The organism is Bradyrhizobium sp. AC87j1 (assembly GCF_002936975.1).
Lineage (GTDB): Bacteria > Pseudomonadota > Alphaproteobacteria > Rhizobiales > Xanthobacteraceae > Bradyrhizobium > Bradyrhizobium shewense.
The window spans coordinates 127687-153265 of sequence record NZ_PTFE01000005.1 but is presented as its reverse complement, the minus strand read 5'-3'; the positions used below and the strand labels follow the sequence as shown (position 1 = coordinate 153265).

Sequence of the window (25579 nt, the reverse complement as noted above, 5' to 3'; positions counted from 1 at the left end):
CCTAACGCAAATCCGGGGTCGAGTCAAAAAGCCGCTGGTGCTCGGTCAGGGCGAAACGGTCGGTCATTCCGGCAATGAAATTGCCGATCCGGCGGGCCCGGTCACCCTCATTGTCAGCCTCCGCCCCCAGCAGCCATTCCGGCGGCAGCTCGCTAGGGGATTTCAGGTATTTCGCGAACAGGTCGAACAGGATCTGCTCCGCCTCCCCCATCACCCGCATCACCCGCTTGTGACGGTACATGTGCTGATAGAGGAAGGTCTTGATGGCGGCCTCCTCCTCGGCGACCTCGGCCGGAAATGCGACCAGCGCCCGGCTCTGCTGGCGGACATCCTGGGCCGATTGGGGCTTCACCGCGGCGAGGTTCTTCTGCGCCTGCGCGAACACCGCACCGATCAGGTGTGAGATCAGCTCGCGCACGAGCTCGGCACCGCGCCTGAGTTCTTCGAGATCGGGATAGTGCGCTGAGGTCTCGGCGATGATTTCAGCTGTGAGCGGCATCACCTTGAGATCGTCGAGATGGAACAGGCCGGCACGCAGGCCATCGTCGATATCGTGGGCGTCATAGGCGATGTCGTCGGCGATGGCGGCGACCTGCGCCTCCAGCGAGGCGAAGCTCCACAATTCGAGGTCGTAGGTCTTGATATAGTCGGCGATGCCGACGGGAATGCCGTGCTCGCGATAGCGACCGACCGGCGCGCCGCTGCGGTCGGTCAGCGGACCGTTATGCTTGACGATGCCCTCCAGCGACTCCCAGCTCAGATTGAGCCCGTCGAAATCAGGATAGCGATGCTCGAGCGAAGCGACGACGCGGAGCGTCTGGGCGTTGTGGTCGAAGCCGCCGAAGTCCTTCAGGCAGGCGTCCAGCGCCCGCTCGCCGGCATGGCCGAACGGGGGATGGCCGAGATCATGGGCCAGCGCCAGGGTTTCGGTGAGATCCTCGTCGAGCCCGAGCTGCCGGGCCAGCGCACGGGCGATCTGCGCCACCTCCAGCGAATGGGTCAACCGGGTACGGTAGTGGTCGCCTTCATGGAACACGAACACCTGGGTCTTGTACTTCAGGCGGCGGAACGCGGTGGAATGGATCACCCGGTCGCAATCCCGCCGGAACGGGCTGCGGGTCCGGCTCGGCGGCTCCGCGACCAGCCGGCCGCGGCTGCGGTCGGGATCGCAGGCATAGGGCGCATGGGGGGCAGCCATTCCGACGGACACGACGAATTTAGTCCCTATCCATTTGATTCTGCGTATCCTTGCACTTAACTATGCCGGACGCGGGATACCAAATGAATTGGGCAAGTGAACCTGCCAAGTGAACCTGGTATGACCGCGGGACTATCGGAGACGAGCCATGACGACCGACGTGACTATCAGTGACCGCGCCGCACGCCGGATTGGGGAGATCCTCAAGGGCGAAGGCTCTGGCGCGATGCTGCGCATCTCGGTCGAGGGCGGCGGCTGCTCGGGTTTCCAGTACAAGTTCGACATCGACCGTGCGCGGACCGACGACGATCTCGTGATCGAGCAGGACAATGCGGTGGTGCTGGTGGATTCGGCCTCGCAGCCGTTCCTGGCGGGATCGCAGGTCGATTTTGTCGACGATCTGATCGGCGCTTCGTTCCGCGTCAACAATCCCAACGCCACGGCGTCCTGCGGCTGCGGCACCAGCTTCTCGGTCTGACCGCTTACGCGCCTGTTATCTGCTTCTCCTCATCCGTCCACTCCATCTCGACCGGCATCAGCTCCGGCTGGAGCGGCGCGTCCTCCGACATCGTGTGGCCGTCGAGCGCGCGCAGCAAGGCCGCGACCAGCGCCGGCTTGCGCAGAGGCTTGGTGAGGAAGTCCGACATGCCCGCCTCGCGGCAGATCCTGACGTCCTCGGGGAAGGCGTTGGCGGTCAGCGCGACGATCGGCAAAGCTTCGCAGCGCCCGCCTTGCGCGCGGATCGCGCGGGTGGCCGCGAGCCCGTCCATGTCGGGCATGCGCACGTCCATCAGCACCACATCGTAATTGCCTTCGGATGCTGCCGCGACGGCCTCAGCGCCGTCGGTGACGACGCGCAGCTCGACGTCGAAGGCCCCCAACATCTTGCTCACGACCATGCGGTTGACCGCGTCGTCCTCCGCGACCAGCACCTTCAGCGGCCGATCGAGACCGGCGATACGGGTCTTGAGCTCGTCGGCCTCATCGTGGCCGGCCGTCTGCTCGGAGACCTGCGCCTGGCTCCAGGGCAGCACCAGCGTGAAGCGGAAAATCGATCCCTCGCCCGGCGTCGAGGTGACGCCGATGGTGCCGCCCATCTGCTCGATGATGCGCCGGGAGATCGCAAGGCCGAGGCCAGTGCCGCCGAAGCGGCGGCTGATCGAGGCGTCGGCCTGGGCGAAATCGCTGAAGAGCTGGCCGAGCTTTTCGGGAGCGATACCGATGCCGCTGTCGGTCACCGTCCATTCGACGGTCGCCAGCAAATCGCGGCGCGCCTGGCAGGTCGCCGAGATCGTCACCTCGCCCTCATCGGTGAACTTCACCGCATTGGACGCGAGGTTGAGCAGCACCTGGCGGATGCGCGCGACGTCGCCGCGCAGCGTCGGCGGCAGGTTCGGGTCGAGTTCCAGCTTGACCGTCAGCCCCTTGCCCTTGGCGCTCGCGCGCACCACGGTCGCGACCGCCTCCACCAGCGCCTGCGGGGCGAAGTCGATCACCTCGAAGGTGAAGCGCCCGGCCTCGAGCTTGGACAGGTCGAGGATGTCGTTGAGGATGCGCTGGAGATTGTCGCCGGACTCGCGGATCGTGGTGACCGCCTCGCGCTGCTCCGGATCGAGCCTGGTCTCGAGCAGCATGCTGGCAAGCCCGAGCACGCCGTTCATGGGCGTCCGGATCTCGTGGCTCATCACCGCGAGGAAGTCCGACTTGGCGCGACTCTCGGCCTCTGCCTTTTCCGCGCGCCAGCGTTCGGTCACGTCGCGCCCGAAGCCGCGATAGCCGAGGAACTGGCCCTCGCGGTCATAGGCCGGCTTGGCCGTCAGCGACCACAGCCGCGCCTCGCCGCCGGCGACGACCTTGAGGTTCATCTCGTGCAGCGGCTCGTTCTGCTCCATCAGGCCGACGACGTTGTAGGCCGCGCTCTTGTCCTCCGGGCACAGCATGTCGAGCACGTCGGCGAAATGCGATCCCTTCAACAGCGGCAGCGGCAACTGGGCGACGTCCACGAAGCGCTCGGGTACATCGACCAGATGCCCTTCGGCATCGGTCTGCCACAGCCAGTCGCTGGCGTTCTCCTGAAAGTCTTTCAGCAGCAGCGAGATGATCTCGGTCTGGCGTTCGAGTTCGAGCTGGGCCTTGAGATTGCCGAGGAACAGATTGCCCTGCGAGACGATGCTGCGCGCCATGAAAAATGCGAACAGCAACAGGAACACCGCCGTCACCAGATACGGCCCGGCGCCGCAGAGCAGCATCGCACCGGCGCAGGCGGTCGTCATGGTGGCGAGATAGACGAGGCCGGCGCGCGGGAACGTCGACAGCGTGAAGGCGCCGCCCGACATCATGCCGACCATCAGGCACGCCAGGATCAGCTGGCTGGTCGGCTCGATGCGGCTGAACAGAGCGAGCGGCAGCGCGCCCCAGATCGCGGCGAGCAAGACCGCCTGCCGCAGCATCTGCCGCGCGGCGCGAGGCGAGGCCTCCTGCGGCGGGTTCTGATGCGACCGCCGCCAGGCGGGCACCGCGAGCGAGGCGGTGGCGGCGAGCGTCAGGCCCCAGATCGCGAGGAAGTCGTTCCATCCCCTGCCCCAGAACAGGATCAGCACGATGGCGACGTTCAGCATCGTCACCGCCATCGTCACGGGAATCAGCCGCGTCACGGCGTCGATCTGCTTGGCGCGGATGCGGCGGATCTCGCGCTCGCTGAGATCGGCGGTCAGGCCGTCCTCGATCTCGAAGCCGCCGAGCCAATACAGGAACGCGCCGATCAGGCCGTCACGCGGCTCGGTTTGCTTCATCGACTTGTCCGGCCATCCCATTCGCGGAACCTTTTGACGATCAATGGCCTGCCGCCTGCTTAAGCCGGGTTAATTTTGTGGGAGATTTTGCGGCGTCCTTGACGGGCGCGTTTGCAGTTTGTTCTAACCATGGCCCCTGCCCGGAGCCCGCCGACATGACCATCAGAGTTGCCACCTGGAACGTGAACTCGGTCCGGCAGCGGATCGACCTTCTCCTGACCTGGCTGAGGGAGTGCCAGCCGGACATCGTCTGCCTCCAGGAGATCAAATGCGTCGACGAGGCCTTCCCGAGGCTGGAGATCGAGGCGCTCGGCTACAACGTCATCACCCATGGGCAGAAGACGTTCAACGGCGTCGCGCTGCTCTCCAAGCTCCGGTTCGACGAGACCAAGTCGGGGCTTGCCGGCGACGACGAGGATGCCCATGCGCGCTTCCTCGAGGGCGTGGTGACGCTGAAGTCGGGCGTGCTGCGCATCGCCTGCCTTTATCTGCCCAATGGAAATCCGGTCGGGACGGAGAAATATCCCTACAAGCTCAAATGGATGTCGCGGCTTCTTGACTATTCGAAGGAGCGCCTCAAGACCGAGGAGCCGCTGATCCTCGCCGGCGATTTCAACGTCATCCCGCACGCCCGCGATGTGCACAATCCGGCCGCCTGGACCGAGGACGCCCTGTTCAAGCCCGAGACGCGGGAGAGCTTTCAGTCCCTGCTCGGCCTCGGCCTGACCGATGCCTTGCGGGCCGTCACCGATGAGCCCGGGCTTTACACCTTCTGGGACTACCAAGCCGGGGCCTGGCAGAAGAACCAGGGCCTGCGGATCGACCATCTGCTGCTGTCGCCGCAGGCCAGCGACCGGCTCGCCAATGTCGGGATCGACAGCTATGTGCGCGGCTGGGAGAAGCCCTCGGACACGTGCCGGTGTGGGCGGATCTGGATCTGGAGGCGGCGTAGGCCGGGGCCCGGAGGGGGTGGGTTACGCTTCCGACGTTCCGCGTTGAAGCAGCGAGAATGTCGTCGCTAACCCACCCTACGGCACCGAGGTTGCCGAGCTACTCCCGGCGGCCGCCCTGCACCCACTGTTCCAGCATTTGCAGGCACATGGCGCGGTCGTCGTCGGAGGCCTTGGCGAAGGCGCGGCTGTAGCTTTCCTTGATCCAGGTCTCGTCGGCGCCGGCGCTGTCACGCGCCAGCGTCAGCCACATCAGGCCGCGCGCGGCCTGTCGCGGCAGACGGTCGCCGTTGAACAGCATCTGGCCGAGCAGCGCCTGGGCCTCGTGCTGGCCCTTCTGCGCGGCAAGGCCGAGCCAGCGGGCGCCATAGCGGAAATCCTCACGCGAGGCGTCCGGCGTCTTCAGATAGAGCCGGGCGAGATCGTATTGCGCGTCGGCATTGCCGAAATAGGAGGCAGCATAGGAGAACATCTCCCGCGCCCGCTCCGGGTCCGACTTGACCTTCGAGTTGGGGATGCCGCTCAGATAGTAGCGGCCGAGCGCGACGAAGGCGTTGGCCACGATCTGCGCCTGCGGAGCCGACGGGCTGTCCTCGGCATGCGCATTGGCGATCCGGCTGAAATATTCGAAGGCCCGCAGATCGTCCTGGGCGACGCCGTCGCCATTGGCGTACATGCGGCCGAGCTTCCACTGCGCGATGGGGTGGCCACCCTCGGCGGCATATTGCAGCGCACTGAGCGAGGTCTCCTGAGGCACAGTCGCCGGCGCGACCTTACCGCGCGCGGTCACCGCAGTCCCCGGCAAGGTGGTCACGACCGGGATGGTCGCGTCCTTCGGGTTGACCGGAGCCCCGTCGAAGGCAAGCGCCGGGGCGGCCAGCGCACCGGCCCCCAACACAAACGCAACTATGGCACGCCTAGATGTCCGCATAGCACTGTTTCTCGTGCGCGCCGCCCGGATGGGTCACTGCCCCCCCGACCGCTGGTCCAACCTGTTGAGCATACTTCCAGAGCGCACCTGACGTGTGGTTAGTCGCGCGAGCGGTCCATTTGGTCTTGCGCTGGGCCAGCTCGGCGTCGCTCAATTTTACGTTAAGGGTACCGGCGACCGCGTCGATCTCGATGATGTCGCCGTCCTCGAGCAGCCCGATCGGGCCACCAATGGCAGCTTCCGGCCCGACATGGCCGATGCAGAAGCCGCGGGTGGCGCCGGAGAAGCGGCCGTCGGTGATGAGCGCGATCTTGCCGCCCATGCCCTGGCCGGTCAGCGCCGCGGTGGTCTGGAGCATTTCCCGCATGCCGGGGCCGCCCTTCGGCCCCTCGTAGCGGATCACGATGACTTCGCCTTCGCGGTAGGTGCGCTTCTGGACCGCCTCGAAAGCATCCTCCTCGCGGTCGAAGCACCTGGCCGGACCGGTAAACCTGAGGTTGGACATTCCCGCGACTTTCACGATCGCACCTTCTGGCGCCAAATTGCCCTTCAGACCGACCACACCGCCAGTGACGGTGATGGGCTTGTCTGCCGGGTGCACCACGTCTTGGTGCGGATTCCACTTCACGCTCTTGAGGTTGTCGGCGATCGTGCGGCCCGTGACGGTAAGGCAATCACCGTGCAGGAAGCCGTTGTCGAGCAGCGTCTTCATCAGAAGCGGTATGCCACCTACTTCAAACATGTCTTTGGCGACATAACGACCACCCGGCTTCAAATCCGCGACATATGGTGTCTTTTTGAAGATTTCGGCTACGTCGAACAGGTCGAACTTGATGCCGCACTCATGCGCGATCGCCGGTAGGTGCAGCGCAGCATTGGTCGAACCGCCGGAGGCGGCGACCACGGCGGCGGCGTTCTCCAGCGCCTTGCGGGTGACGATGTCGCGCGGCCGGATGTTTTCGGCGATCAGGTCCATCACCTTCTCGCCCGCGGTCATGCAGAAGGCGTCGCGGATTTCATAGGGTGCCGGAGCGCCGGCCGAGTAAGGCAGTGCGAGGCCGATCGCCTCGGACACGGTCGCCATGGTGTTGGCGGTGAACTGCGCGCCGCAGGCACCCGCCGAGGGGCACGCCACGCGCTCGATCTCGTCGAGATCCTCGTCCGACATGGCGCCGACCGAGTGCTTGCCGACGGCCTCGAACATGTCCTGCACGGTGACCTGCTGCCCGCGGAAAGTGCCGGGCAGGATCGAGCCGCCATAGATGAAGATCGAGGGCACGTTGAGACGGACCATCGCCATCATCATGCCCGGTAGCGACTTGTCGCAGCCGGCAAGCCCGACCAGGGCGTCATAGGCATGGCCGCGGACGGTGAGCTCGACGGAGTCGGCGATGCATTCGCGCGACGGCAGCGAGGAGCGCATGCCGTCATGGCCCATGGCGATGCCGTCGGTCACGGTGATGGTGCAGAACTCGCGCGGGGTGCCGCCGGCCGACGCCACGCCCTTCTTCACCGCCTGCGCCTGGCGCATCAGGGCGATGTTGCAGGGAGCGGCTTCATTCCAGCAGGATGCGACGCCGACGAAAGGCTGGTGGATCTGCGCGGTGGTCAGACCCATGGCGTAGAAATAGGACCGATGCGGCGCGCGCGCAGGGCCTTCCGTCACGTGACGGCTCGGCAGCCTCTGCTTGATGTCGGTCTTCGCGTCCATCGCAAACCAGTTTCCTCGGTCAACCCTTTCAGACCCGAAAAATCAGAGCCAAGATTTGAATCGACCTTGGGATTTCTCGTCGCCTTCGAAGACCGCCGCTACCCCTAAAACATTAGAGCGATTTTATTCATGCTCGGGTGTGGCCAAAAAGCGGCGGTGATGCGAACCACCAGTGATGACGGTTAAATCGGAACCGGGTGTTGCGTAGACAGCACAATCGTTACCGGGAAGACACGGGGTGGACTACTGAAATACCCTCGGAGGGAGGATGATCCACAACTTCAGATTTTGTATCGGCAACAACACTTCCGAATTGCTCCACGAGGCGGTGACCGCGCGCGGGTGAGTCGGGGCGCGCTGCTCATCAACGATTCCTCCCTCGTGTCCCGGACAAGCCGCAACGCCTCTTAGCGTTGCGGCGCAAAGCCGGGATCCAGAAAGCAACAGGGCGCGATGCGGATGGATGGGCCCCGGCTCTGCAGCGCACCGCTGAAGGAGCGCTGCGCTGCGTCCGGGGCACGAGAGCGGAGTTATGACGCACGCTTTCTCCACGCCGTCATTGCGAGGAGCCCTTGCGACGAAGCAATCCAGAATCCCTCCGCAGAGAGACTCTGGATTGCTTCGTCGCTTCGCTCCTCGCAATGACCGCGTATGAGGTGACACCCTGGTTCTCCAAGTGACGCCGTCATTCCCCGCGAAGGCAGGGAATCCAGTACGCTGCGGCTTCTCGGTTCAATCACAACTGTCTCTGGGATACTGGATCACCCGCCCCAGTGCGCAAGTGCGCACAAGGCGGGCAACTGAATGTGTGGATGCACACGCCTTCTCGTCCTCGCGGCGCATTCGCCCGAGCTTTGCTTGGTCGCTCCACCCTCTAAGCCAAGAGGGCGCAGGGAAGGCCGGGTGCTGGCTCGCACCCGCGGTCCGCTGCGCGAAATGCACACGCAGAAAGAACCGCACAGCAGCATACAGGTGGTGCCGATCACTCGGCCTTCCCTGCGCGATGGCTGGACGGCTTATGCCGTGATCTCCCGGGAGCCGACCATTCCTTCTGGCCTCCCTCGCCCCGCGAATTGGATGATGCAGTCTGCCCGGTTGGGCTCGCTCGCACCTTCGCGAAGGCTTGACCGTAGCAACGACGGCCAGGACCACACGGTTTTGCCGTACGCACGGCCCGCCATTTCGCCGCAGTATTCCCAGCCCTGTCGACGAAGCCGGAAACTTACAGACGAGACGAAGCCTAGCAGCGCCGCTCGTCCGCACGCGGTTACGGACTCACAGGGACTACCCGCCCTGCCCGCACCTCTCATGCCGACGCTGCCGCGTCCACCGCAAGCCCGGCTCGCGACAGTGACGACCACATAGTCGCCCCTCTTGGGTGAGCCGGGATGGGCGACACATACGCCGAAACCGAATTTCGGTAAAGTGGAATATTTTCGGCGACGAGGATTGACAGAGGGCGACACAGGCACGATCGCGTAGCCCGGATGGAGCCAACGGGTCGGCGCGGAGCGCCGCCCGATGACAGGCTCCGCGCAATCCGGGACGGTGCGAGATGCCGGGCGAGCGGCCCCGGATTACGCTTTCGCTCCATCCGGGCTACGGCCACGATCGGCCGCTCAGGCCGATATTGCTCGCTTGCGTCCGGCCGGATCGATCAGACGGACGATCTCACAGATCGCGACGAGGGCGGCGAGCCAGACCGCGCTGGTCAGTCCAATGCGCATCACGATGGCGGCGGTGAAGGCGCCCTCGCCGCCGAGGAACGGCGTCGCGGCGAGCAGCGCGAGCTCGTAAATGCCGTAGGCGGCGATGAGCGTGATCGCCAGCGCCAGCGGCCTGCGGCCCTGCGGCAGCAGGCCGAGCACCGTCGACGAGGCCGCGGTCGCCAGAAGCGCAGCCGCGCCGATCACGAAGCCCCAGGCAATCGTGCTGGAGTCAACGGGATAATGCAGCACGCCGAAACCGATGGTCTGGTTGACGAGCCAGGCACCGGTGACGACGAGCAACGCCGGACGCTGCGGCAGCATCGCCGCGGCAATGACGGCGAAGGCCGCGAACGGCGTGGCGCAGGCGAACGCAAAACTTGCGAGCGCGCATGACGCCGTCAGCAGCGCAAAGCAGAACATCGGCGCAAGGCGCGGCGCGACCGGGTGAAGCCGGAAGCGATCGTCGCCAGACGGCAGGATGCTGAGAGCCATGGGTGAATCTCCTTCTCTTTCGAATGCTAATCCATTTGAGGGCACCTGACAGCCCTGACGAAAATCAGAACGTTGCGCCGGCCTTGAGCAGATAGGTGCGGCCGGGCAGCGGATAGGCGCTGAAGCGGCCGTCCGTGAAGGTGCTCGCGATGGCATAGTCGTAGTAGAGCGCGTTCAGCACGTTGTTGACGCTGAGGGACCAGAAGTAGCGCTCAACCTGGCCGCTGAGCTTGAGATCGATCGTGCCGTTGGCGGGGATCGGCTTCTGGGTGCCCGCCTGGTCGTTGTCCATGCGACGCTCGCTCCAGAAGCGCGCGGTGGCATCGAGCACCACGTAATTCTGCCAGATGTTCCAGGTGACGCCCGCACTCGCCGTGTAGCGCGAGACCAGCGGCACGTCGTTGCCGGCCCAGATGCCTTCGCGGAAGACCGCGCTTGTATAGGCCACGCCGGAGCGCAGCAGCAGGGCGTCGTTGACGCGATAGGATAGACTGGTCTCAGAGCCGTAGCGGCGGGTCGGATCAAGATTGGTGTTGTAGAACAGGACCGGATTGAAATGGACCTCGTTGGTGAGATCCATCAGATAGACACTGCTCTGCAGCTGCAACCCGCCGCCCTTGATGCGAACACCGCCCTCAATGTCCTGCGAGGTCTGGGTCTTGAGCTGGAACGTTTGCGGGATCGCAGCGAAGGTAAAGGGATCGAACGAAGGCCCTGAGGACAGGCGCTCGTCGACATCAGGCGTGCGGAACGCGCGCGCAACGCGGCCGAACAGCGAGACCTGGTCGTTGAGGCGATGCTCGGCGCCGAGATGCAGCGCATATTGGGTCTCGTTGCTCGTCAGCGGCAGCGCGCCGATGTCGGCGTTGAACGGAGCTGCCGGGTCGAAATTGTCGCGTGCCGCAAGCCTGACGTTCTGCACACGCGCGCCGTAGGAGATGTCCGTCGTGGGCGCGATTCCCAATGTGTGCTGGAAATAACCCGCAACCGTCTGCTGCCTGAGGTCGTAATTGTGCCATGGGGAGAGCCCCTGCCCGGCGCCGCGGTTCTGCTCAAAGCTCGCATCGTAATAGTCGATGCCGGTCAGGAGCTGCGACGGCATGCCGAGCAGCAGGCTCTTCACGCTGAGCCGCGGCGTGATCGACCATGTCGTCAGATGGGAACCGACATAGGTCGACGTGAAGAACGCCGGAACCGGCGTCGGGGTGGAGAAGAAAGCACTCTGCTGCTTCTTGTCGCGCACGCCGCCGTCGACGATGAGATCGACGCCGTTGACCAGGGTCTTGGTGAAACCCGCAGTCGCGCCAAAACCCTGCTGGTTGGCGTAGTTGAAGGGCGTGCTGGTCCCTCGCCGGTTGGCCCTGAGCTCGTCGAGGCCGATGGAGGGATCGACAGTGCGGCCGCCCGGCAGTCGCAGCTCCTGATTGTCGCCAGTGACGGTGAGAAAAGCGGTCAGGCCGGGCGTGGTGTAATTGAGATTGCCGACGCCATTCTGCTGGGAATAGCGGTTGTTGTCGCGATAGCCATCGGTCCTGACCGTATTGCCGTAGAACGAGGTCGACCACGGACCCGAATTGAGTGAGGTCGACACGTTGCCGAGCCTGGTGTTGAACGAGCCGAAGCCAGCCTCGATGCGCGCGGTCACGGGCGGTCCGCCAACGCCATTTTTGGTGACGATGTTGATCACACCGCCGACCGCGTTGTCGCCGTAGAGCACCGCGCCGGAATTGCCCCGCGTGATCTCGATGCGTTCGATCGAATTGAGCGGGATGGTGGAGAGGTCCACCTGCGCCATGTCGACGTCGTTCAACCGCCGTCCGTTGACCAGCACCAGCGTGTTGGCGGTGGCAAAGGCGCCGAAGCCACGCAGGTCCACGCTGGTCTTGGCGCCGATCTGACCGCCATAGAGCGTCGTGATCTGGGCCCCCGGCGTCTGCGTCGCGATGATCTCGGCAAGCGTCTGCGACGGCGAATGCGCAATATCCGCGGCCGTGATGACGGTCGTGGCAGCCCCGACGACGCCGCCGCTGCCGGCGGCAGCCTCACCGCCGGAGCCGGATGAGCCGGCGCCATTGCCTGCCGGCGCGACATTCGTCCTCACCCGCTGCCGCGTCGCCTCGCCGTCACCGATCGCCCTGGCGCGCGTGCGGTTCTGATCGTCGGGCCTGGTCACCTCGATCGGCGGCAATTGCTCGGCAAGCGCCTGCCGGGCGAAGGCGGAGGACAGATCGAGCGAATGGAGGGAAACGGATGCGAGCAGGCCGGCGCTGAGGCGCCTGGCAGCAGGGACAAGACGGGACACAATTGTAACCTCGGTATGACGTCAGTGGCACGTCACAGCGAACGAGGTTTCACGGCAGAGCGATGGATTGCTCCGGTGAAGCTAATGTCTGTACTCCCCGACCGACATCTTCGCGTGTGACCACGGCTGACGGCAGGTCTCCTGGCTCGCGGGTCGTGACCTTTCGTCGCCTTCCCAGGACCGAGATTCCCAGTGGCATGAGACGAAAGATTCACCGCTTACAGTTGCGGGGGCAGCCGTGGCGTTGAGACAAATCCCTGCGTTGGGACAATCCCGCACCACATTCCCTTTTGATCTCCGTGAGGAGAACCGTCGCCGATCATTTACGAGCCGTTGGCCCCGGGAGTCAATCGACCGGTGCATGCCGGGCGCTCAGGTCCGCCCTCGCACCCGTTGCGCCTGGGCCCAGGCGACAGCGACGTCGCGCGGCGGAACATCGACGCGCTTGATCGGGGTCAATTCGCCGGAGGCCGAGACGATGGCGGTCTCCTCGCGGCGACAGCGCGTGCAGACAAAGCGCACCTCGTGCGGAGACGCCGACCAGCTCGACCGCTTCACATTGGCCGCCATCGGCCAGGCATCACAATGCGAGCACGACACCAGAAATCGACCGGGATCGAGCATACCCATTTCCATCGGACTCCACGTCCTGCCCACTTGCTTCAATGATTAACCCAAGTGAATCGTTCCGGTGTCCCAGCACCGCCACTGGGTGCGCTGCGAGAAAGCGGTGGCCTCAGCGCGCGCCCCTGAGGGTGCAGGAGGTGGTGCAGGTGACCGTGGTGCCGCGATCGCATGATTTGCAGGCACTGACGCACTGGTTCATATCGCGGGGATTGTAGCTGTAGTTCCGCATCGGGCAGGTCGGCGTCGAGCCGGTGATATCCTGCTCCTGGTCGCAGGCCGCCGTCATGAGCGCGAATATGATCACGGCAACGAGGCGCATGTGATTGCCCTGTCAAGCATGGCAAATGACACTCGCGAGGTGCGCTGCATTGCAGCTAACCCCGGCCTTTCCACCACGAGCGATCGCTCGCGAGGTCAAGGATGCGCGCCAAACCTTAAGAACGGATTGCAGCCGGCGTCAGGCAGCAGCCTTGGTCGCGATCGCCTGCCGCATGTCCACCGCCAGCTGACGGTACTGTTCCGAGAGTTTCAGATAGAACTCGCGCTTGGTGCTGTCGGTGGCGAGCTTGGCGATCAGCTCGCATTCGGCGGTGAGCGTCTCGAACCGTTCCAGCCTGTCCTGAAGTTCCGTCATCGGCGTGTCCCCGTCAAACGCCTCAAGGACATCCAACCTAAGCCCGGGAAATAGGTCACGGCGAACATCGTTATCGAGTAGAAACGTTTTTTCCGGACAGGGCGGGCTGGCGCAACAAAAACGGCTATTTCTGCTCCTGGCGCCAGGCACCGTCCCACCCCTCCTCCGGCGGCTTGGCCTCGAATTGCGCGATGCGGCCGAGCATCGTACGCGAGGGACCGTCGCCGGGGACGGCTTCGAGCGCGGCGTTGAAAGCGGCGCGCGCCTCGTCGAAGCGGCGGGCCCGATAGGCGGCGAGCGCTTCGGCATAATGCGTGCGCAGGCTGTCCTGCGCGCCGGTGAGTGCGCCCGCCCGCGCCATCACCTCGAAGATCGGCTGCGGCGCGCTCTGGCCGGCGACCGCCAGACGATCGACCTCGCGCAGCTCGAGCCGCGCTCCGATCGCATCAGCAGTTGCCTGCGAGATCAGGATGCGGGTGCCGTAGACCTTGTTGACGGCCTCCAGCCGCGAGGCCAGGTTCACGGCGTCGCCCATCACGGTGAAGCTCATCATCAGCTCGGAGCCGATGCTGCCGGTCAGGACCTCGCCGGTGGCGATGCCGATCCGCAGGTCACACGGCGCCGGCATGGCGCGGATGCCGAGCAGGTCGGGCAGCTGCTTCTGCAGCGCGGGCACCTGGTCGACCATCTCGGTTGCGGCGATGCCGGCCAGGAGCGCCTGCTCGTCCTCCTCGATGAAGGGCGGGCCCCAATAGGACATGATGGCGTCGCCGATATATTTGTCGATGATGCCGCGATTGCCCCTGATCGGTCCGGACATCACCGTGAAATAGTGGTTCATCACCCTGACGAGGCCGCGCGGGGTCATGCCCTCGCTCATCGAGGTGAAGCCGCTCATGTCGCAGAACATGATGGTCATGACCCGGCGCTCGCCGTCGATCGCGACTTCGGGCCGGTCGATCAGCCCCTGCACCACCTTGGGATCGATGTAGCGGCCAAAGGTCTCGCGGATGCGCTCGTTGTGCCTGAGCTGCTCGGTCATGCGGTTGAAGGCCGCGGCGAGCTCGCCGATCTCGTCCTGCGTGGATACGGTGATGGTCTTGTCGAAGCGGCCGGCCTCGACCTCGCGGGTGCCGGCGAGCAGTAGCCGCACCGGGCGCGTGATACCGCTGGACACCAGGAGCGCGAAGGCAAAGCCGACGATCGCCGCGAGCACAGTCACAATGGCGGAGATGACGATCGCCTGATGCTGACGGCCGATCACTGTCCTTGTCGAGGCAAAGACCTGCTTCAACATGTCCGCGCGGATGGTGTCGATCCTCTGATTGAACTGATCGCGCAGTGTATCGAGATGCTCCAGCGTGCCACGCACCTCGGTCATCTGCTTGTCATCGACCTGCTTGAGCAGCTTGGCATGATCCTCATTCATTGCCTGCCGAAGTTCGGTGAGCGCGGTTTCGATGCGCGTCTCGATCCGCGCCAGCCCGGCATTGTCGGACGGCGTTCTGGAATCGTCGATGATCGCGTTGATGAGCGTGCGTGCGGCCTCCGCCTCGTCGTCGATCTTGCGATCGGCCTCCTCAAACTCTCGCAAGCGCGCCGCGTAGGCTTCCTCCTCCGACGGCGCCTGCATTTTCATCATCACCATTCGCCGCAGCGCCACCGACCGCTCCAGCGAGCGAATGTTGGCACGCGCCAGATGTCCATAGGCCGGGATGTAGCGGTTGGTCAGCTCGTCGAGGAGGATTCCGACCTGGCTCGACATCACCATCGACAGGATCGAGGTGACCAGCATCAGGACGATCAATCCGAGGGCGATACCGACGATCTTGCGCCTGATCGACTGGTTGAAAATCGGCATAGAAGGACAAAAGCCAAAGGGACGGAGCGAGGGAACTCCATACACCGGATCTGGCTGCGGGAACACGCGCAATCTGGGCTTGTGACGCCCAGAACCAAGCCAAGCCGTCGCGCGGGCCCGGATCGTTAACAAAGGTTAACCGAACTGACCTTCGCTCCCGAGCCGAAGTTCCCTCGTCACATCCGTATTTTGCCGCATTGTTGCGACAGCGTGGGGAATGCGAAACGATGCCGTAGCATCGTTTTCGATGTCGTTGATTCTCAAGCCGCATGTCGTCGCGGACCTTGGTTTGTAGTGGTTCGCAGGGGGACCATGGGATGAACCAGTGCCTACGCTCGCTCGCGTGTCTCGTTGCCGTGGCCGCAATGGCCCTCCTTCCCACCGAGCTGGCGGCCAAAAGCAGCCACAAATCGTCCGCACCGAAAAAATCGCATGAGGCGAAAGCCGGCAAGCAACATCATGCGGTGGCCAAGTCCCGTCACGGCAGGCATGCCGAGGCCAAGCGCAAGTCGAAGAAGACCGGCGACGAGCCGTCAGAGAAGCCGGCCGCCCCGCCCCTCACCGGCGACCTCGCCGCGCTGAAGGATGCGATCGACCTCGCGCGCAAGGGCAAGACGGATGATGCGAGCGCGGCGCGCGACCGCATCACTGATCCCGCCGGACAGAAGCTCGCCGACTGGTTCATGCTGCGCCATTCCGAGAGCACCGCCAATTTCAAGCGTTATGCCGCCTTCCTTGCCGCCAATCCGGGTTGGCCGAGCAGCGCCCTGCTCCGCCGCCGCGCCGAGGCGCGGCTGTGGCAGGAGAAGGCCGACGCGGCCACCGTGCACAAATTCACCATGGACCGCCCGACCAGCGCCAAGGGCAAGTTCGCCCTCGCCCGCGTGCTGCTCACTGAAGGCGACGCCGACAGGGCTGCCCGCCTCGTGCGCGAGGCCTGGCGCACCGACGAATTGTCCGAGCGCAGCGAGGAGGATTCCTACGAGGCGTTCCGCGATCTGCTCAACTCCGAGGATCATCGCGCCCGCATGGACAAGCGGCTCGGCGCCAAGGACTATGCCGGTGCGCGGCGCGCGGCAAAACGGCTCGGCGAGGATGCGCTGGCGATCGTCAAGGCCTGCGCCGCCGTCACCGGCAAGGCCAGCAAGGCCAACGATTATCTCGAGGACGTACCGGCTGAAGCGCGCCGCGATCTCGGCTATGTGCTGTGCCGCGCCCAATGGCACCTCCAGAAGGACCGCATCGACGATGCCGCCGAGGTGATCCTGGCCGCCGCGCCCGACACCATGGCCGCGCAGGACACCGACGCCTGGTGGCGCGAGCGTCGCCTGCTCGCGCGCAAGCTGCTCGACCAGGGCAAGTTCAAAACGGCGTATGATGTGGTGCGCACGGCCGCGGTGCCCGAGAAGGAAGTCTACCGCGTCGACTATCATTTCATGTGCGGCTGGATCGCGCTGCGCTTCCTGAGCGATCCCCAGGCGGCCATGGTGCACTTCGCCGCCATCGACGCAGGCTCGGCCAATCCGATCGCGCTGTCGCGTGCCCATTACTGGCGCGGCCGTGCCGCCGAGGCGATGGGTGCGACGGCCGATGCGCGCATGAGCTACCGGGCGGCCGCGCGCTATCCGACCGCCTATTACGGCCAGCTTGCGCGCGCAAAGCTCGGCCTCGATCGCATCGAGCTGCGACCGCCCTCGCCCGTGCTGGCCGCGCTCGACACCCCGCCCGCAGACGAGCGCGTGCGCGCCGCCGACATGCTCTACGGCATCGGCGAGCGCGATACGGTGTTCTATTACGCCGAGGATTTCGCCAAGGAGAGCACCGACGTCGCGGCCCTCGAGGGCCTCGGCGAACTCGCCGGACAACGCCGCGACGCGCGCGTGATGCTGGAGGTCGGCAAGTCGGCGCTGGCGCGCGGACTCGCGCTCGACCATTACGCTTTTCCGACCATCGGCATCCCCGAGCACCAGCAGGTCGCGCCCGCGATCGAGACCAGCGTGATCTATTCGGTGGCGCGCACCGAAAGCTCGTTCGACCAGCGCGACAAGTCGCCGGCCAATGCGGTCGGGCTGATGCAGGTGACACCTGAAGCCGGCCGCGACACCGCCAAGCGCTTCGGCCTGACTTACGACTGGGACAAGATGGTCTCCGATCCCGTCTACAACACGCAAATGGGCGCGGCCGAGCTCAGCGCGCTGCTGTCGGAATATCGCGGCAACCAGATCATGACCTTTGCCGGCTACAATGCCGGCCGCGGCCGCGTGCGCGAATGGGTGCAGGCCCGCGGCGACCCCAGGGATCCCAAGGTCGATCCGGTCGACTGGGTCGAGCGCATCCCGCTGTCGGAGACGCGCAACTACGTCCAGCGCGTGATCGAGAACGTGCTGGTGTACCGCGCCAGGTTCGAGGGCAGCAGCATGGTCGCCGGCAAGTCCGACCAGCGCGTCACGACGCAGGAAGTGAGCGCGGCACCAACGGGATCGGCCGCAGCCCCCTCACCCTAGCCGCCACCGCCGGGGCTGGACGCGGCGCGGGCTGGACGCGGGACTGCGGCCGACTGTTCTGCGCGGCCGTCATCGAGTTAGCCGTCACCTCCTTCCATGGTCAGAAGGTCGTACTCGCGCAGATATGCCTCGGCCAATGAGCGCGACAGCGCGCCCATCTGAATCATCCAGGCCCAGCTCGAGATCGCCGTCAGCACCGCGATCGCCTCGAACGGGATGCGGGGCCACAGCATGTCCATGGCCGTCTGCTGACGGTAGCAACCGTAGTCGCAATACCGCTCTTGCTTGGACACATGCCGGACGTAACTCGCACCCAGCGGCCGCGCGCATGCGCTGCAGACGCCGCCGTGGCAGGGATGTTCCCGATTGACGAGCATGAATCTCAATGCCGTGTCCTCTCCTGCCGAATGCGTCCTGCCAGCCTGACGGCTCAAGATGCCGCGCGCGTACGTCCCTCGATCAACGGCGCGGCCTCGTGATGAAGCGCGTAGCAATCGTAGCCGCAGTAGCGCAGCAGCGTCCTGGCATCGCGCAGATAGCCACCATCGATCTCCTCGCAGCACCAAAGGCACGACGTCTTGCGGAACGGGGTTCTGCCGTTCACCAATATGAATCTCACGTGGCACCTCCCAACGCGAAACAGTAGACCAAGTCGACCAGAGAGGCGGACGGCGGTGGCGCGCAGATATGGTTGCGGCCGTCGGGATTGTCTCTGTTCCGCTCAACCTTCTGGGACGGGATCAGGATGTATTTGCCGTCTTCCCGGCGCCGCGCGTAGATTCTGCCGTCGACGTAGCGAATCTCGGTCGGGTAGCAATCGGCATTGTTGCAGCAGCTCAGAACCGGATTGTCCGGCATGTGCCAGCTCGAATAGAACTTCTCGTGCAGCAGTTGATCCTGAGCCGGATGGTGACGATGTGAACCATCCTGTCCGACTTCGTCGGCCTCCACGCCCGTCACCAGCGGAAGCGGCAGCGCGATCGCCAACAGGAGCTTGCAGGTACGGTTCAACGCAGCCTCCCGACGAGGAAATTGCCTGAGGTGGCAGACGCGGCGGCTGGTCCTCAGGCCGCCTGATATCGGAACAACCAGCGGCGGTCGCGCTCGCGGCGCGCCCTGAACCGGTCGAGACATTTCCTCGAGCAGAGCGGCGTCCGCCAGGAATAGTATCGGATCAGGCCAAACTTCGCCGCGCAGACAGCACAGCCTTTGGTCTCAGGACGGCGCTCGGAGTAGTCGGGGCTATCGCACATCATCCTCTCCTCTTGACCTCTTAGGGGTCCCGGCTTCCTTGTGCGCAAGCACGGGTCGCCACGGTCGTCACGGAAAATGCGGCTTCTCAATCGTGACCGCCAATTCATCCGGCAAATCAGGGGGCGGATGCAGAGCCTGGCTCGTTGGGGGCAACACCGCCGAGCCTTTCAGCAATTTGTGCTCCGCAATCGTCTCCTCTCGATTGGCTGCAAAACTAGGCCGACTGCAACGCATCGCTCAATTGTACGGAGGTAAATGCACGCTAGAACTAGGGTTGTGCGAGCTATACGTAGGTTTGGCCGTAGTTTTGCGGACCTCTGCCCGACTGCGCAACGACACGGCGCAACGCGCGCAAGCTGCACGGCAACCGGGAGTTTTGCCGAGAATCCGACTTTGGTCGGGGGCAATTGCCCCTGTTCTGGCAAAGTGCTCTACTCGCCTTGACGCTAGCGCGCCGGGACGCTTGCGATGATGCCTGGCCAGATCACGAAAATCGGGACTTCGGCCGCACAATTCCTGCTCGGCGGCCTTGCGGCGCTTCGATCATTCGGCAACGGCGAGAAGGACCGGTCCGCGGTCGCTGACGCCTCGCGGCAGAACACCGATCTGCGTGACGCCATGAAGCAATGGCGCGAGGTGTTCGAGCACAATCCGGTCATGTACTTCATGGTCGATCCGTCCGGAACGGTGCTCAACGTGAATACGTTTGGCGCCGCACAACTGGGCTACACGACGGCCGAGCTGATCGGCCAATCCGTGCTGAACGTCTTCTTCGAGGAAGACCACGACTTCGTTCGTCAATGCGTCGCTTTGTGCCTCACGACCGTGGACCAGTCGCATACCTGGGAGATTCGCAAGTTCCGGAAGGACGGGTCGGTGCTCTGGGTCCGCGAAAACGCCAAGGCGATGCTGCGCGGCGACGGCACGCCGATCCTGCTGGTCGCTTGCGAGAACATCACCCAGCGCAAGGAGACCGAGGATGCGCTGCGACAGAGCGAGGCCTATCTCGCCCAGGCCCAGGAATTGAGCCACACCGGCAGCTTCGGCTTGAACCTCGCCACCGGCGAGGCGGTCTGGTCGAGGGAGACCTTCCGCATCTTCCGATGCGATCCTGCGACGAAGCCGACCCTGAACTTCGCCTTTCAGCGCATCCATCCGGAAGATCGCGACATAGTCCGCAGCACCCTCGATCGGGCCTACCGGCTGGCGGAGGATTTCGATCACGAATACCGCCTGCTGATGCCCGACGGATCGATCAAATATCTCCATTCCGTGGCGCGCGCCGTGCGGCACCCATCCGGGCGCATCGAGTTCGTCGGAGCGGTGACCGATGTCACGATTGCGAAGGAAGCGGAACAGAGGCTGCGTCGCAGCGAAGCCTATCTGGCCGAAGCCCAACGCCTCAGCCAGACGAGCAGCTGGGCCTGGGACGTTCATCGTCAGGAGTTCGCCTACCGGTCGGCTGAACTGTACCGACTGTTCGGGTTTGAGCCGGACCAGACCGATCTCCTGGCCCGGGCTTTTCAGCAACGTATCCTGCCGGAGGACTTTCGGCGGATTGTCGAGGTGGAACGTGAAGCCGTCAGGCTAAAGCAGCCCTTCCAAATCGACTTCCGGATTGCGCGCCCCGACGGTTCGATCAGACGCGTCCACAGCGAGGGACATCCTGTGATCGGCCGCGACGGCGAGGTGATGGAAATCATCGGCACGCACGTGGACGTCACCGAGCAGTTCGCGGCGAAAGATGCGCTGCATAAGGCGTTCGACGAGCTCAAGACATCCGAACAGCGCTTCCGCGACTATGCCGAGACCGCATCGGATTGGTTCTGGGAGACCGGGCCGGACCACCGCATTACCAGGATATCGGAGCATGCCGAAACCTCCAGCGCGGCGCCGAAGGGCCTGATCGGCCTGACCCGCTGGGACATTCCGCCCGACGCCGAGTTCGAGCCGGAGAAATGGGAGCAGCATCGCGTGGCGCTCGATGCCCACGTTGCGTTCCGCGATCTGATCTACCGCAGCAGGGATGGTAACGGATCTCCAATCTACGTGCGAACCAGCGGCAAGCCGTTCCATGATGCGACAGGCAATTTTCTCGGCTATCGCGGCGTCAGCAGCGACGTCACGGCGGCGATCCGCGTCGAGCAGGCGGAAGAGGCGCTGCGCAAGGCGCAAGGCGAGCTCGCCCACGTCACCCGCGTCACGACGCTCGGCGAACTGACCACCTCGATCGCCCACGAAATCACACAGCCCCTTGCCGCGGTGATCTCCAATGCGGACGCTTGCATCGCTTGGCTTGACCGCGACCCCGCCGACCTGAAGGCCGCGCGCCGTTCCGCAGAATGGATTGTCGAGGACGCCAATCGGGCAAGCGAGGTGATCCGCCGGATCAGGGCGCTTGCGAAAAAGACCGAGATCGAAATGGCTCCACTCGACATCAACCAGGTCGTCAGGGAGGCAGTGGCGCTGGTTCGGCGCGAGCTGGCGATCCATGCGGTGTCGGTGCGAATGGAGTTGGCGTCCGACCTGCCCAGGATTTGCGGCGACCGGATCCAGCTTCAGCAGGTGCTGATCAACCTGGTGGTGAACGGCATCGATGCCATGCATGCCAATGTCGACCGCCCGCGCGAGCTGGCGATCCGCTCGAGCCGGACGGACGACGACCGCCTGCTCCTCACCGTGACAGACAGCGGTGTCGGCCTTGGCAAAGACGTCAAGGAACGCATCTTCACTCCCTTCTTCACGACCAAATCGGGCGGTCTGGGAATGGGACTCTCGATCTGCCGATCGATCATCGAGGCTCATGCGGGCCGGCTTTCGGCCATTCAAAATGAAGGGAGTGGTGCAACATTCCAGATCGCCCTGCCCTTGCCAAACAAGGACACGTCGTGACTGATCATGCCAAGCAGGCCCAGGCGAGCGCCGGTGATCCGATCGTCCTGATCGTCGATGATGATCCGTCGATGCGCCGTGCGCTCACCAATCTCTTTCAATCGGTCGGCCTCAAGGTCGAAGCCTTCAGTTCGGCGGCGGAAATCATGGAGGCGAAACCGCCTGCAGTCCCCAGTTGCCTCGTGCTCGACATCCGCCTGCCCGGCTTGAGTGGCCTCGACCTCCAGGCGGACCTCGCCAAAGCCAATATTCACACGCCCATTATCTTCATCACCGGTCACGGCGATATTCCCATGACCGTAAGAGCCATGAAAAGCGGTGCCGTCGATTTTCTGACCAAGCCGGTGCGCGACCAGGACATGCTGGATGCGGTGCAGGCGGCGATCGAACGCGATCGCAAGCGGCGCGATGCCGAGCAGTCGATCTCAGGCGTGAGATCCCGTTACGAGGGGCTGACGGCGCGCGAGCGCGACGTCCTCGCCCTGGTTGCGTCCGGCCTGATGAACAAGCAGGTCGCCGCCGAGCTTGGATTGGCCGAAATCACCGTGAAGATCTATCGCGGCCAGATCATGCGGAAAATGGCGGCGAAGTCGTTGGCCGACCTCGTCAGAATGACCGACGCGCTCGGAATCCCGCGCAACAGGGGTCATCTGCAAACCTAAGTATGCTTTCCAATCTCGCTCCGGTGGCCCACCTTGCCTCGAGCGGCTGAATCGTGGCCGGCGGCTCCCCGTGCAGGAGCGATTATATTGTCAGCGTCTTCGATCGTTTCCGTCATTGATGATGATGCCTCCGTTCGCCTTGCGACGAACAACCTGCTGACGTCGCGCGGGTACACGGTCTACACCTTTGGTTCGGCTCACGAATTTCTCCAATCCGCCGAACTGGAGACGACCTGCTGCGTGATCACGGACGTGCAGATGGCGGTCATGAGCGGCGTCGAGCTGCTGACGCATATGCGCGGCCTCGGGCGCATCACGCCCTTCATTTTCATGACGGCTTTTCCGGACGAGGCCGTACGCGAGCGGGCACTGAGGGCCGGCGCGATCTGCTTTCTCGCCAAGCCGTTTTCAACGCCGGCCCTGATCCAGTGCCTGGAGACCGCACTGTCGGACCCCGGCGACGCCACGATGTGAAGCGACGGCGCCCCGTCCCGCCGGGTCCCCAGACCAGGACACGCCTGCGGCCATGCGTCGTGCTCAATCCACCTTGATGTTGGCCGCCTTGATCATTGGCCACCATTTGGCGATCTCGGCCTTCTGACGGGTGCCGAGCGCTTCGGGCGTGAGCTGGTCCTTGGGCGTCATCTCCAGCCCCTGGCTTTCGAGCTGCTTCTTCACCGCCGGATCGTTCAGCGCCTCCACCGCCGCAGCATTGAGTTTGGCAACGATCTCCTTTGGCGTGCCCTTCGGCACCCACATGCCCGACCACAGCGTCATGTTGAAACCCTTCAAGCCCGCCTCCTCCGCGGTCGGAATCTCAGGCGCCGAGGACAGGCGCTTGCTGTCGGTGATGGCGTAGGCGCGGATGGTGCCGGCGCGGACCTGCGCGATGGAGTTGGAGGTCTGGTCGATGATGACGTCGATCTGGCCGGCGATGAGATCGTTCAGCGCGGGCGCGGTGCCGCGATACGGCACGTATTGCAGCTTGATGCCGGAGACGCTCTCGAAATAGACGCCGGCGATGTGGCTGCCGGAGCCGGCGCCGGCGGTGCCCGCTGTCGGCGGCGACGGCCGGGACTTCAGCCATTCGATCAGCTCTTTCAACGAGGTCGCGGGCACCGCGTTCTTGCTGACGACGATCATCGGATTGCTCGGCAGCAGCACCACCGGCTCGAGGTCGGCAACGAGGTCGTATTTGAGCTTGTAGACGGCCCCGTTGGCGACGTGAGTGCCGAGATGGCCGAAGGAGATCGTGTAGCCGTCCGGCGGCGATTGCACGGCGCGGCCGACGCCGATCGACCCGCCCGCACCGGTGACGTTCTCGACCACGAGGGGCTGGCCGAGCGCAGTGCGCATCCGCTCGGCGAGCACACGCGCCATCGCATCCGACGGGCCGCCGGCCGAGAAGGGCACGATGATGGTGATGGGACGGGAGGGATAGTCATCGGCGCGCGCGGCGCCGGTCACAGCGAGAATAGCAAACAGCGCAGCCCAGACGGCTTTCGTCATTGTTTTCTCCCCAGCGATGTCGTTCTTGTTTTTGTCTCTTCCCGCGTACGGGAAGAGGGATCGTTCGTGAAGAGACGAAATGACGCGCTAGAACTGCGTGTAGTCGATCGGCTTGTGACGGTCGAGCGTGCGGGTGACCGGCGGCAGCGGATATTTCAGGCCGGTCGCGCAGTTGAACAGCATGACGCGGTCACCCTTCGAGACGCGGCCGTCGGCGAGGCTGTCCTTGTAGGCGGCGTAGGTGGCGGCGCCCTCGGGGCACAGCAGCAGCCCCTCCTCGCGCGCGACCTCGTTCAGCGCCGACGAGATCTTGTCGTCGTCGACCGCGATGGCAAAGCCCTTGCTCTCGCGCACCGCGCGCAAGATGAGGAAGTCGCCGATCGCCTGCGGCACGCGGATGCCCGAGGCGATGGTGTGGGCGTCCTCCCAGCGAGTCGCATGCTCGGTGCCGGCGTCATAGGCCCGCACCATCGGCGCGCAGCCGGAGGCCTGTACCGCGACCATGCGCGGGCGCTTCGAACCGATGAAGCCGATCTTCTCGAGCTCGTCGAAGGCCTTCCACATGCCGATCAGGCCTGTACCGCCGCCGGTCGGATAGAAGATCACATCGGGCACGTCCCAGCCGAGCTGCTCGGCGAGCTCGAGGCCCATCGTCTTCTTGCCTTCGATGCGGTACGGCTCCTTCAGCGTCGAGGTGTCGAACCAGCCGACTTTGGCCTTGCCCTCGCCGACGATCTTGCCGCAATCGTCGATATAGCCGTTGACGCGGTAGACGGTCGCGCCCTGCAGCTCGATCTCGCTGACGTTCACCTCCGGCGTATCGGCCGGGCAGAAGATCGTGGTCTTGATGCCGCAGGAGGTGGCGTAGGCCGCCAGCGCAGCGCCCGCGTTGCCGTTGGTCGGCATGGCCATGTGCTTGATGCCGAGCGCCTTGCCCATCGACACCGCCATCACGAGGCCGCGCGCCTTGAACGAGCCGGTCGGCAAACGGCCCTCGTCCTTGACGATGATCTCGCCGCCGCCGAGCTTCTTGCCGAGCTTCGGCAGCCGGATCAGCGGCGTGGTGACCTCGCCGAGCGAGACGATGTCCTTGCATTTGCGCACCGGCAGCAGCTCGCGGTAGCGCCACATGTCGCCGGGCCGCTGCGCAAGTGCGTCTTTGGTCAGCGCCTTCTTCACGCCGGCGAGGTCGTAGCGCACCAAGAGCGGCTTGCCCGCCTTGGAGAGGTTGTGGACCTGGTCGGCGGCGTAATGGTCGCCCTCCATCGCGCATTCGAGATGGGTGACGAAGGTCGGGCGTTCGATGGTGAGGTTGTCGTTGTCGTGCATGGGTTCTTCTTCCCTTTTCTTGTTCTCGTATTTCGCTATCAGACCCGTCACCCTGAGGTGCGCTTCATGCGGCGCATCGCGCCGGATGAAGAGCCTTGAAGGGCGACGAGCCCGGGTGCTGCATCTCGGCCGTTCATCCTTCGAGGCTCACTCGGCGGCGCGGTGCGCCGCCGAACTCGCACCTCAGGATGACGGAACTGATGGCAGCGCGCTGTGCCGCAG

20 protein-coding genes, 1 pseudogene and 1 riboswitch are annotated in these 25579 nt (G+C 64.6%); of the genes and pseudogenes, 6 read left to right on the top strand and 15 right to left on the bottom strand.

Translation table 11 applies throughout. The features are described 5' to 3' along the window. Position 1: 1 nt before the first annotated feature. Positions 2-1210, bottom strand: coding sequence for a deoxyguanosinetriphosphate triphosphohydrolase (locus tag CV770_RS05470; RefSeq protein WP_104461587.1), 1209 nt, complete (start codon positions 1208-1210; stop codon positions 2-4). 136 nt (positions 1211-1346) lie between these two features. Here CV770_RS05470 and erpA point away from each other — a divergent pair, with 136 nt between their 5' ends. Continuing rightward, the gene (gene erpA / locus CV770_RS05465; RefSeq protein WP_038949166.1) at positions 1347-1676 is read left to right on the top strand and encodes an iron-sulfur cluster insertion protein ErpA; all 330 of its coding nucleotides are present in this window, start codon (positions 1347-1349) and stop codon (positions 1674-1676) included. Between the two features lie 4 nt (positions 1677-1680). Here the strand turns inward: erpA and CV770_RS05460 are convergent, their stop codons facing one another. Then, complete coding sequence (locus tag CV770_RS05460; protein WP_104461586.1) at positions 1681-4011, bottom strand: hybrid sensor histidine kinase/response regulator; 2331 nt, start codon at positions 4009-4011, stop codon at positions 1681-1683. A 134-nt stretch (positions 4012-4145) separates the two neighbouring features. Here CV770_RS05460 and xth point away from each other — a divergent pair. After that, positions 4146-4942 (top strand): annotated as a pseudogene (gene xth / locus CV770_RS05455) (exodeoxyribonuclease III). 98 nt (positions 4943-5040) lie between these two features. Here the strand turns inward: xth and CV770_RS05450 are convergent. The 8 genes from CV770_RS05450 to CV770_RS05410 all read right to left on the bottom strand — a co-directional run bounded on the left by CV770_RS05450 (position 5041) and on the right by CV770_RS05410 (position 15207). Then, positions 5041-5871, bottom strand: a complete 831-nt coding sequence (locus tag CV770_RS05450; protein WP_091963212.1) for a tetratricopeptide repeat protein — start codon at positions 5869-5871, stop codon at positions 5041-5043. After that, a complete protein-coding gene (gene ilvD, locus CV770_RS05445) occupies positions 5858-7582 on the bottom strand; it encodes a dihydroxy-acid dehydratase (RefSeq protein ID WP_104461585.1) in 1725 nt (574 codons plus the stop codon). The genes CV770_RS05450 and ilvD overlap by 14 nt, the downstream gene beginning before the upstream one ends. Positions 7583-9201: 1619 nt before the next feature. Next, positions 9202-9783, bottom strand: a complete 582-nt coding sequence (locus CV770_RS05430; protein ID WP_104461584.1) for a hypothetical protein — start codon at positions 9781-9783, stop codon at positions 9202-9204. 64 nt (positions 9784-9847) lie between these two features. Next, the gene (locus CV770_RS05425; protein WP_104461583.1) at positions 9848-12085 is read right to left on the bottom strand and encodes a TonB-dependent receptor; all 2238 of its coding nucleotides are present in this window, start codon (positions 12083-12085) and stop codon (positions 9848-9850) included. A gap of 114 nt (positions 12086-12199) precedes the next feature. Beyond that, positions 12200-12414, bottom strand: a riboswitch (cobalamin riboswitch). A gap of 43 nt (positions 12415-12457) precedes the next feature. Beyond that, the gene (locus CV770_RS05420; RefSeq protein ID WP_244550660.1) at positions 12458-12721 is read right to left on the bottom strand and encodes a hypothetical protein; all 264 of its coding nucleotides are present in this window, start codon (positions 12719-12721) and stop codon (positions 12458-12460) included. A 100-nt stretch (positions 12722-12821) separates the two neighbouring features. Beyond that, complete coding sequence (locus CV770_RS05415) at positions 12822-13031, bottom strand: hypothetical protein (protein ID WP_104461582.1); 210 nt, start codon at positions 13029-13031, stop codon at positions 12822-12824. A gap of 138 nt (positions 13032-13169) precedes the next feature. Then, positions 13170-13346, bottom strand: a complete 177-nt coding sequence (locus CV770_RS42465) for a hypothetical protein (protein WP_018320305.1) — start codon at positions 13344-13346, stop codon at positions 13170-13172. A gap of 124 nt (positions 13347-13470) precedes the next feature. After that, a complete protein-coding gene (locus CV770_RS05410) occupies positions 13471-15207 on the bottom strand; it encodes an adenylate/guanylate cyclase domain-containing protein (RefSeq protein ID WP_104461581.1) in 1737 nt (578 codons plus the stop codon). 317 nt (positions 15208-15524) lie between these two features. Here CV770_RS05410 and CV770_RS05405 point away from each other — a divergent pair, with 317 nt between their 5' ends. Beyond that, positions 15525-17711 carry a transglycosylase SLT domain-containing protein gene (locus tag CV770_RS05405; protein WP_104461580.1) on the top strand — a complete coding sequence of 729 codons (2187 nt, stop codon included), beginning with the start codon at positions 15525-15527 and terminating at the stop codon, positions 17709-17711. Positions 17712-17788: 77 nt separating this feature from the next. Here the strand turns inward: CV770_RS05405 and CV770_RS43170 are convergent, their stop codons facing one another. The 3 genes from CV770_RS43170 to CV770_RS05395 all read right to left on the bottom strand — a co-directional run bounded on the left by CV770_RS43170 (position 17789) and on the right by CV770_RS05395 (position 18698). Next, complete coding sequence (locus CV770_RS43170) at positions 17789-17950, bottom strand: hypothetical protein (RefSeq protein WP_245323777.1); 162 nt, start codon at positions 17948-17950, stop codon at positions 17789-17791. Positions 17951-18141: 191 nt separating this feature from the next. After that, a complete protein-coding gene (locus CV770_RS42455; RefSeq protein ID WP_165637762.1) occupies positions 18142-18330 on the bottom strand; it encodes a hypothetical protein in 189 nt (62 codons plus the stop codon). Next, positions 18327-18698: a hypothetical protein gene (locus CV770_RS05395; protein ID WP_245453679.1), complete on the bottom strand. Its 372-nt coding sequence runs from the start codon at positions 18696-18698 to the stop codon at positions 18327-18329. Before CV770_RS05395 ends, CV770_RS42455 begins: the two co-directional genes overlap by 4 nt. Positions 18699-19433: 735 nt before the next feature. Between CV770_RS05395 and CV770_RS05385 the strand changes: the two genes are divergently transcribed. The 3 genes from CV770_RS05385 (at position 19434) to CV770_RS05375 (ending at position 22993) form a co-directional block, all read left to right on the top strand. Further along, a complete protein-coding gene (locus CV770_RS05385; RefSeq protein ID WP_104461579.1) occupies positions 19434-21857 on the top strand; it encodes a PAS domain-containing sensor histidine kinase in 2424 nt (807 codons plus the stop codon). Next, entirely contained in the window at positions 21854-22519 is a 666-nt protein-coding gene (locus tag CV770_RS05380; RefSeq protein WP_018320299.1) for a response regulator transcription factor, read from the top strand. The genes CV770_RS05385 and CV770_RS05380 overlap by 4 nt, the downstream gene beginning before the upstream one ends. 87 nt (positions 22520-22606) lie before the next feature. Continuing rightward, positions 22607-22993: a response regulator transcription factor gene (locus tag CV770_RS05375; protein ID WP_091965724.1), complete on the top strand. Its 387-nt coding sequence runs from the start codon at positions 22607-22609 to the stop codon at positions 22991-22993. Between the two features lie 63 nt (positions 22994-23056). Here the strand turns inward: CV770_RS05375 and CV770_RS05370 are convergent, their stop codons facing one another. Both CV770_RS05370 and CV770_RS05365 read right to left on the bottom strand, forming a co-directional pair. Then, positions 23057-24028 carry a tripartite tricarboxylate transporter substrate binding protein BugD gene (locus CV770_RS05370; RefSeq protein ID WP_091965725.1) on the bottom strand — a complete coding sequence of 324 codons (972 nt, stop codon included), beginning with the start codon at positions 24026-24028 and terminating at the stop codon, positions 23057-23059. Positions 24029-24115: 87 nt separating this feature from the next. Further along, positions 24116-25357, bottom strand: a complete 1242-nt coding sequence (locus tag CV770_RS05365) for a threonine synthase (RefSeq protein WP_104461578.1) — start codon at positions 25355-25357, stop codon at positions 24116-24118. Between the last annotated feature and the right edge of the window lie 222 nt (positions 25358-25579).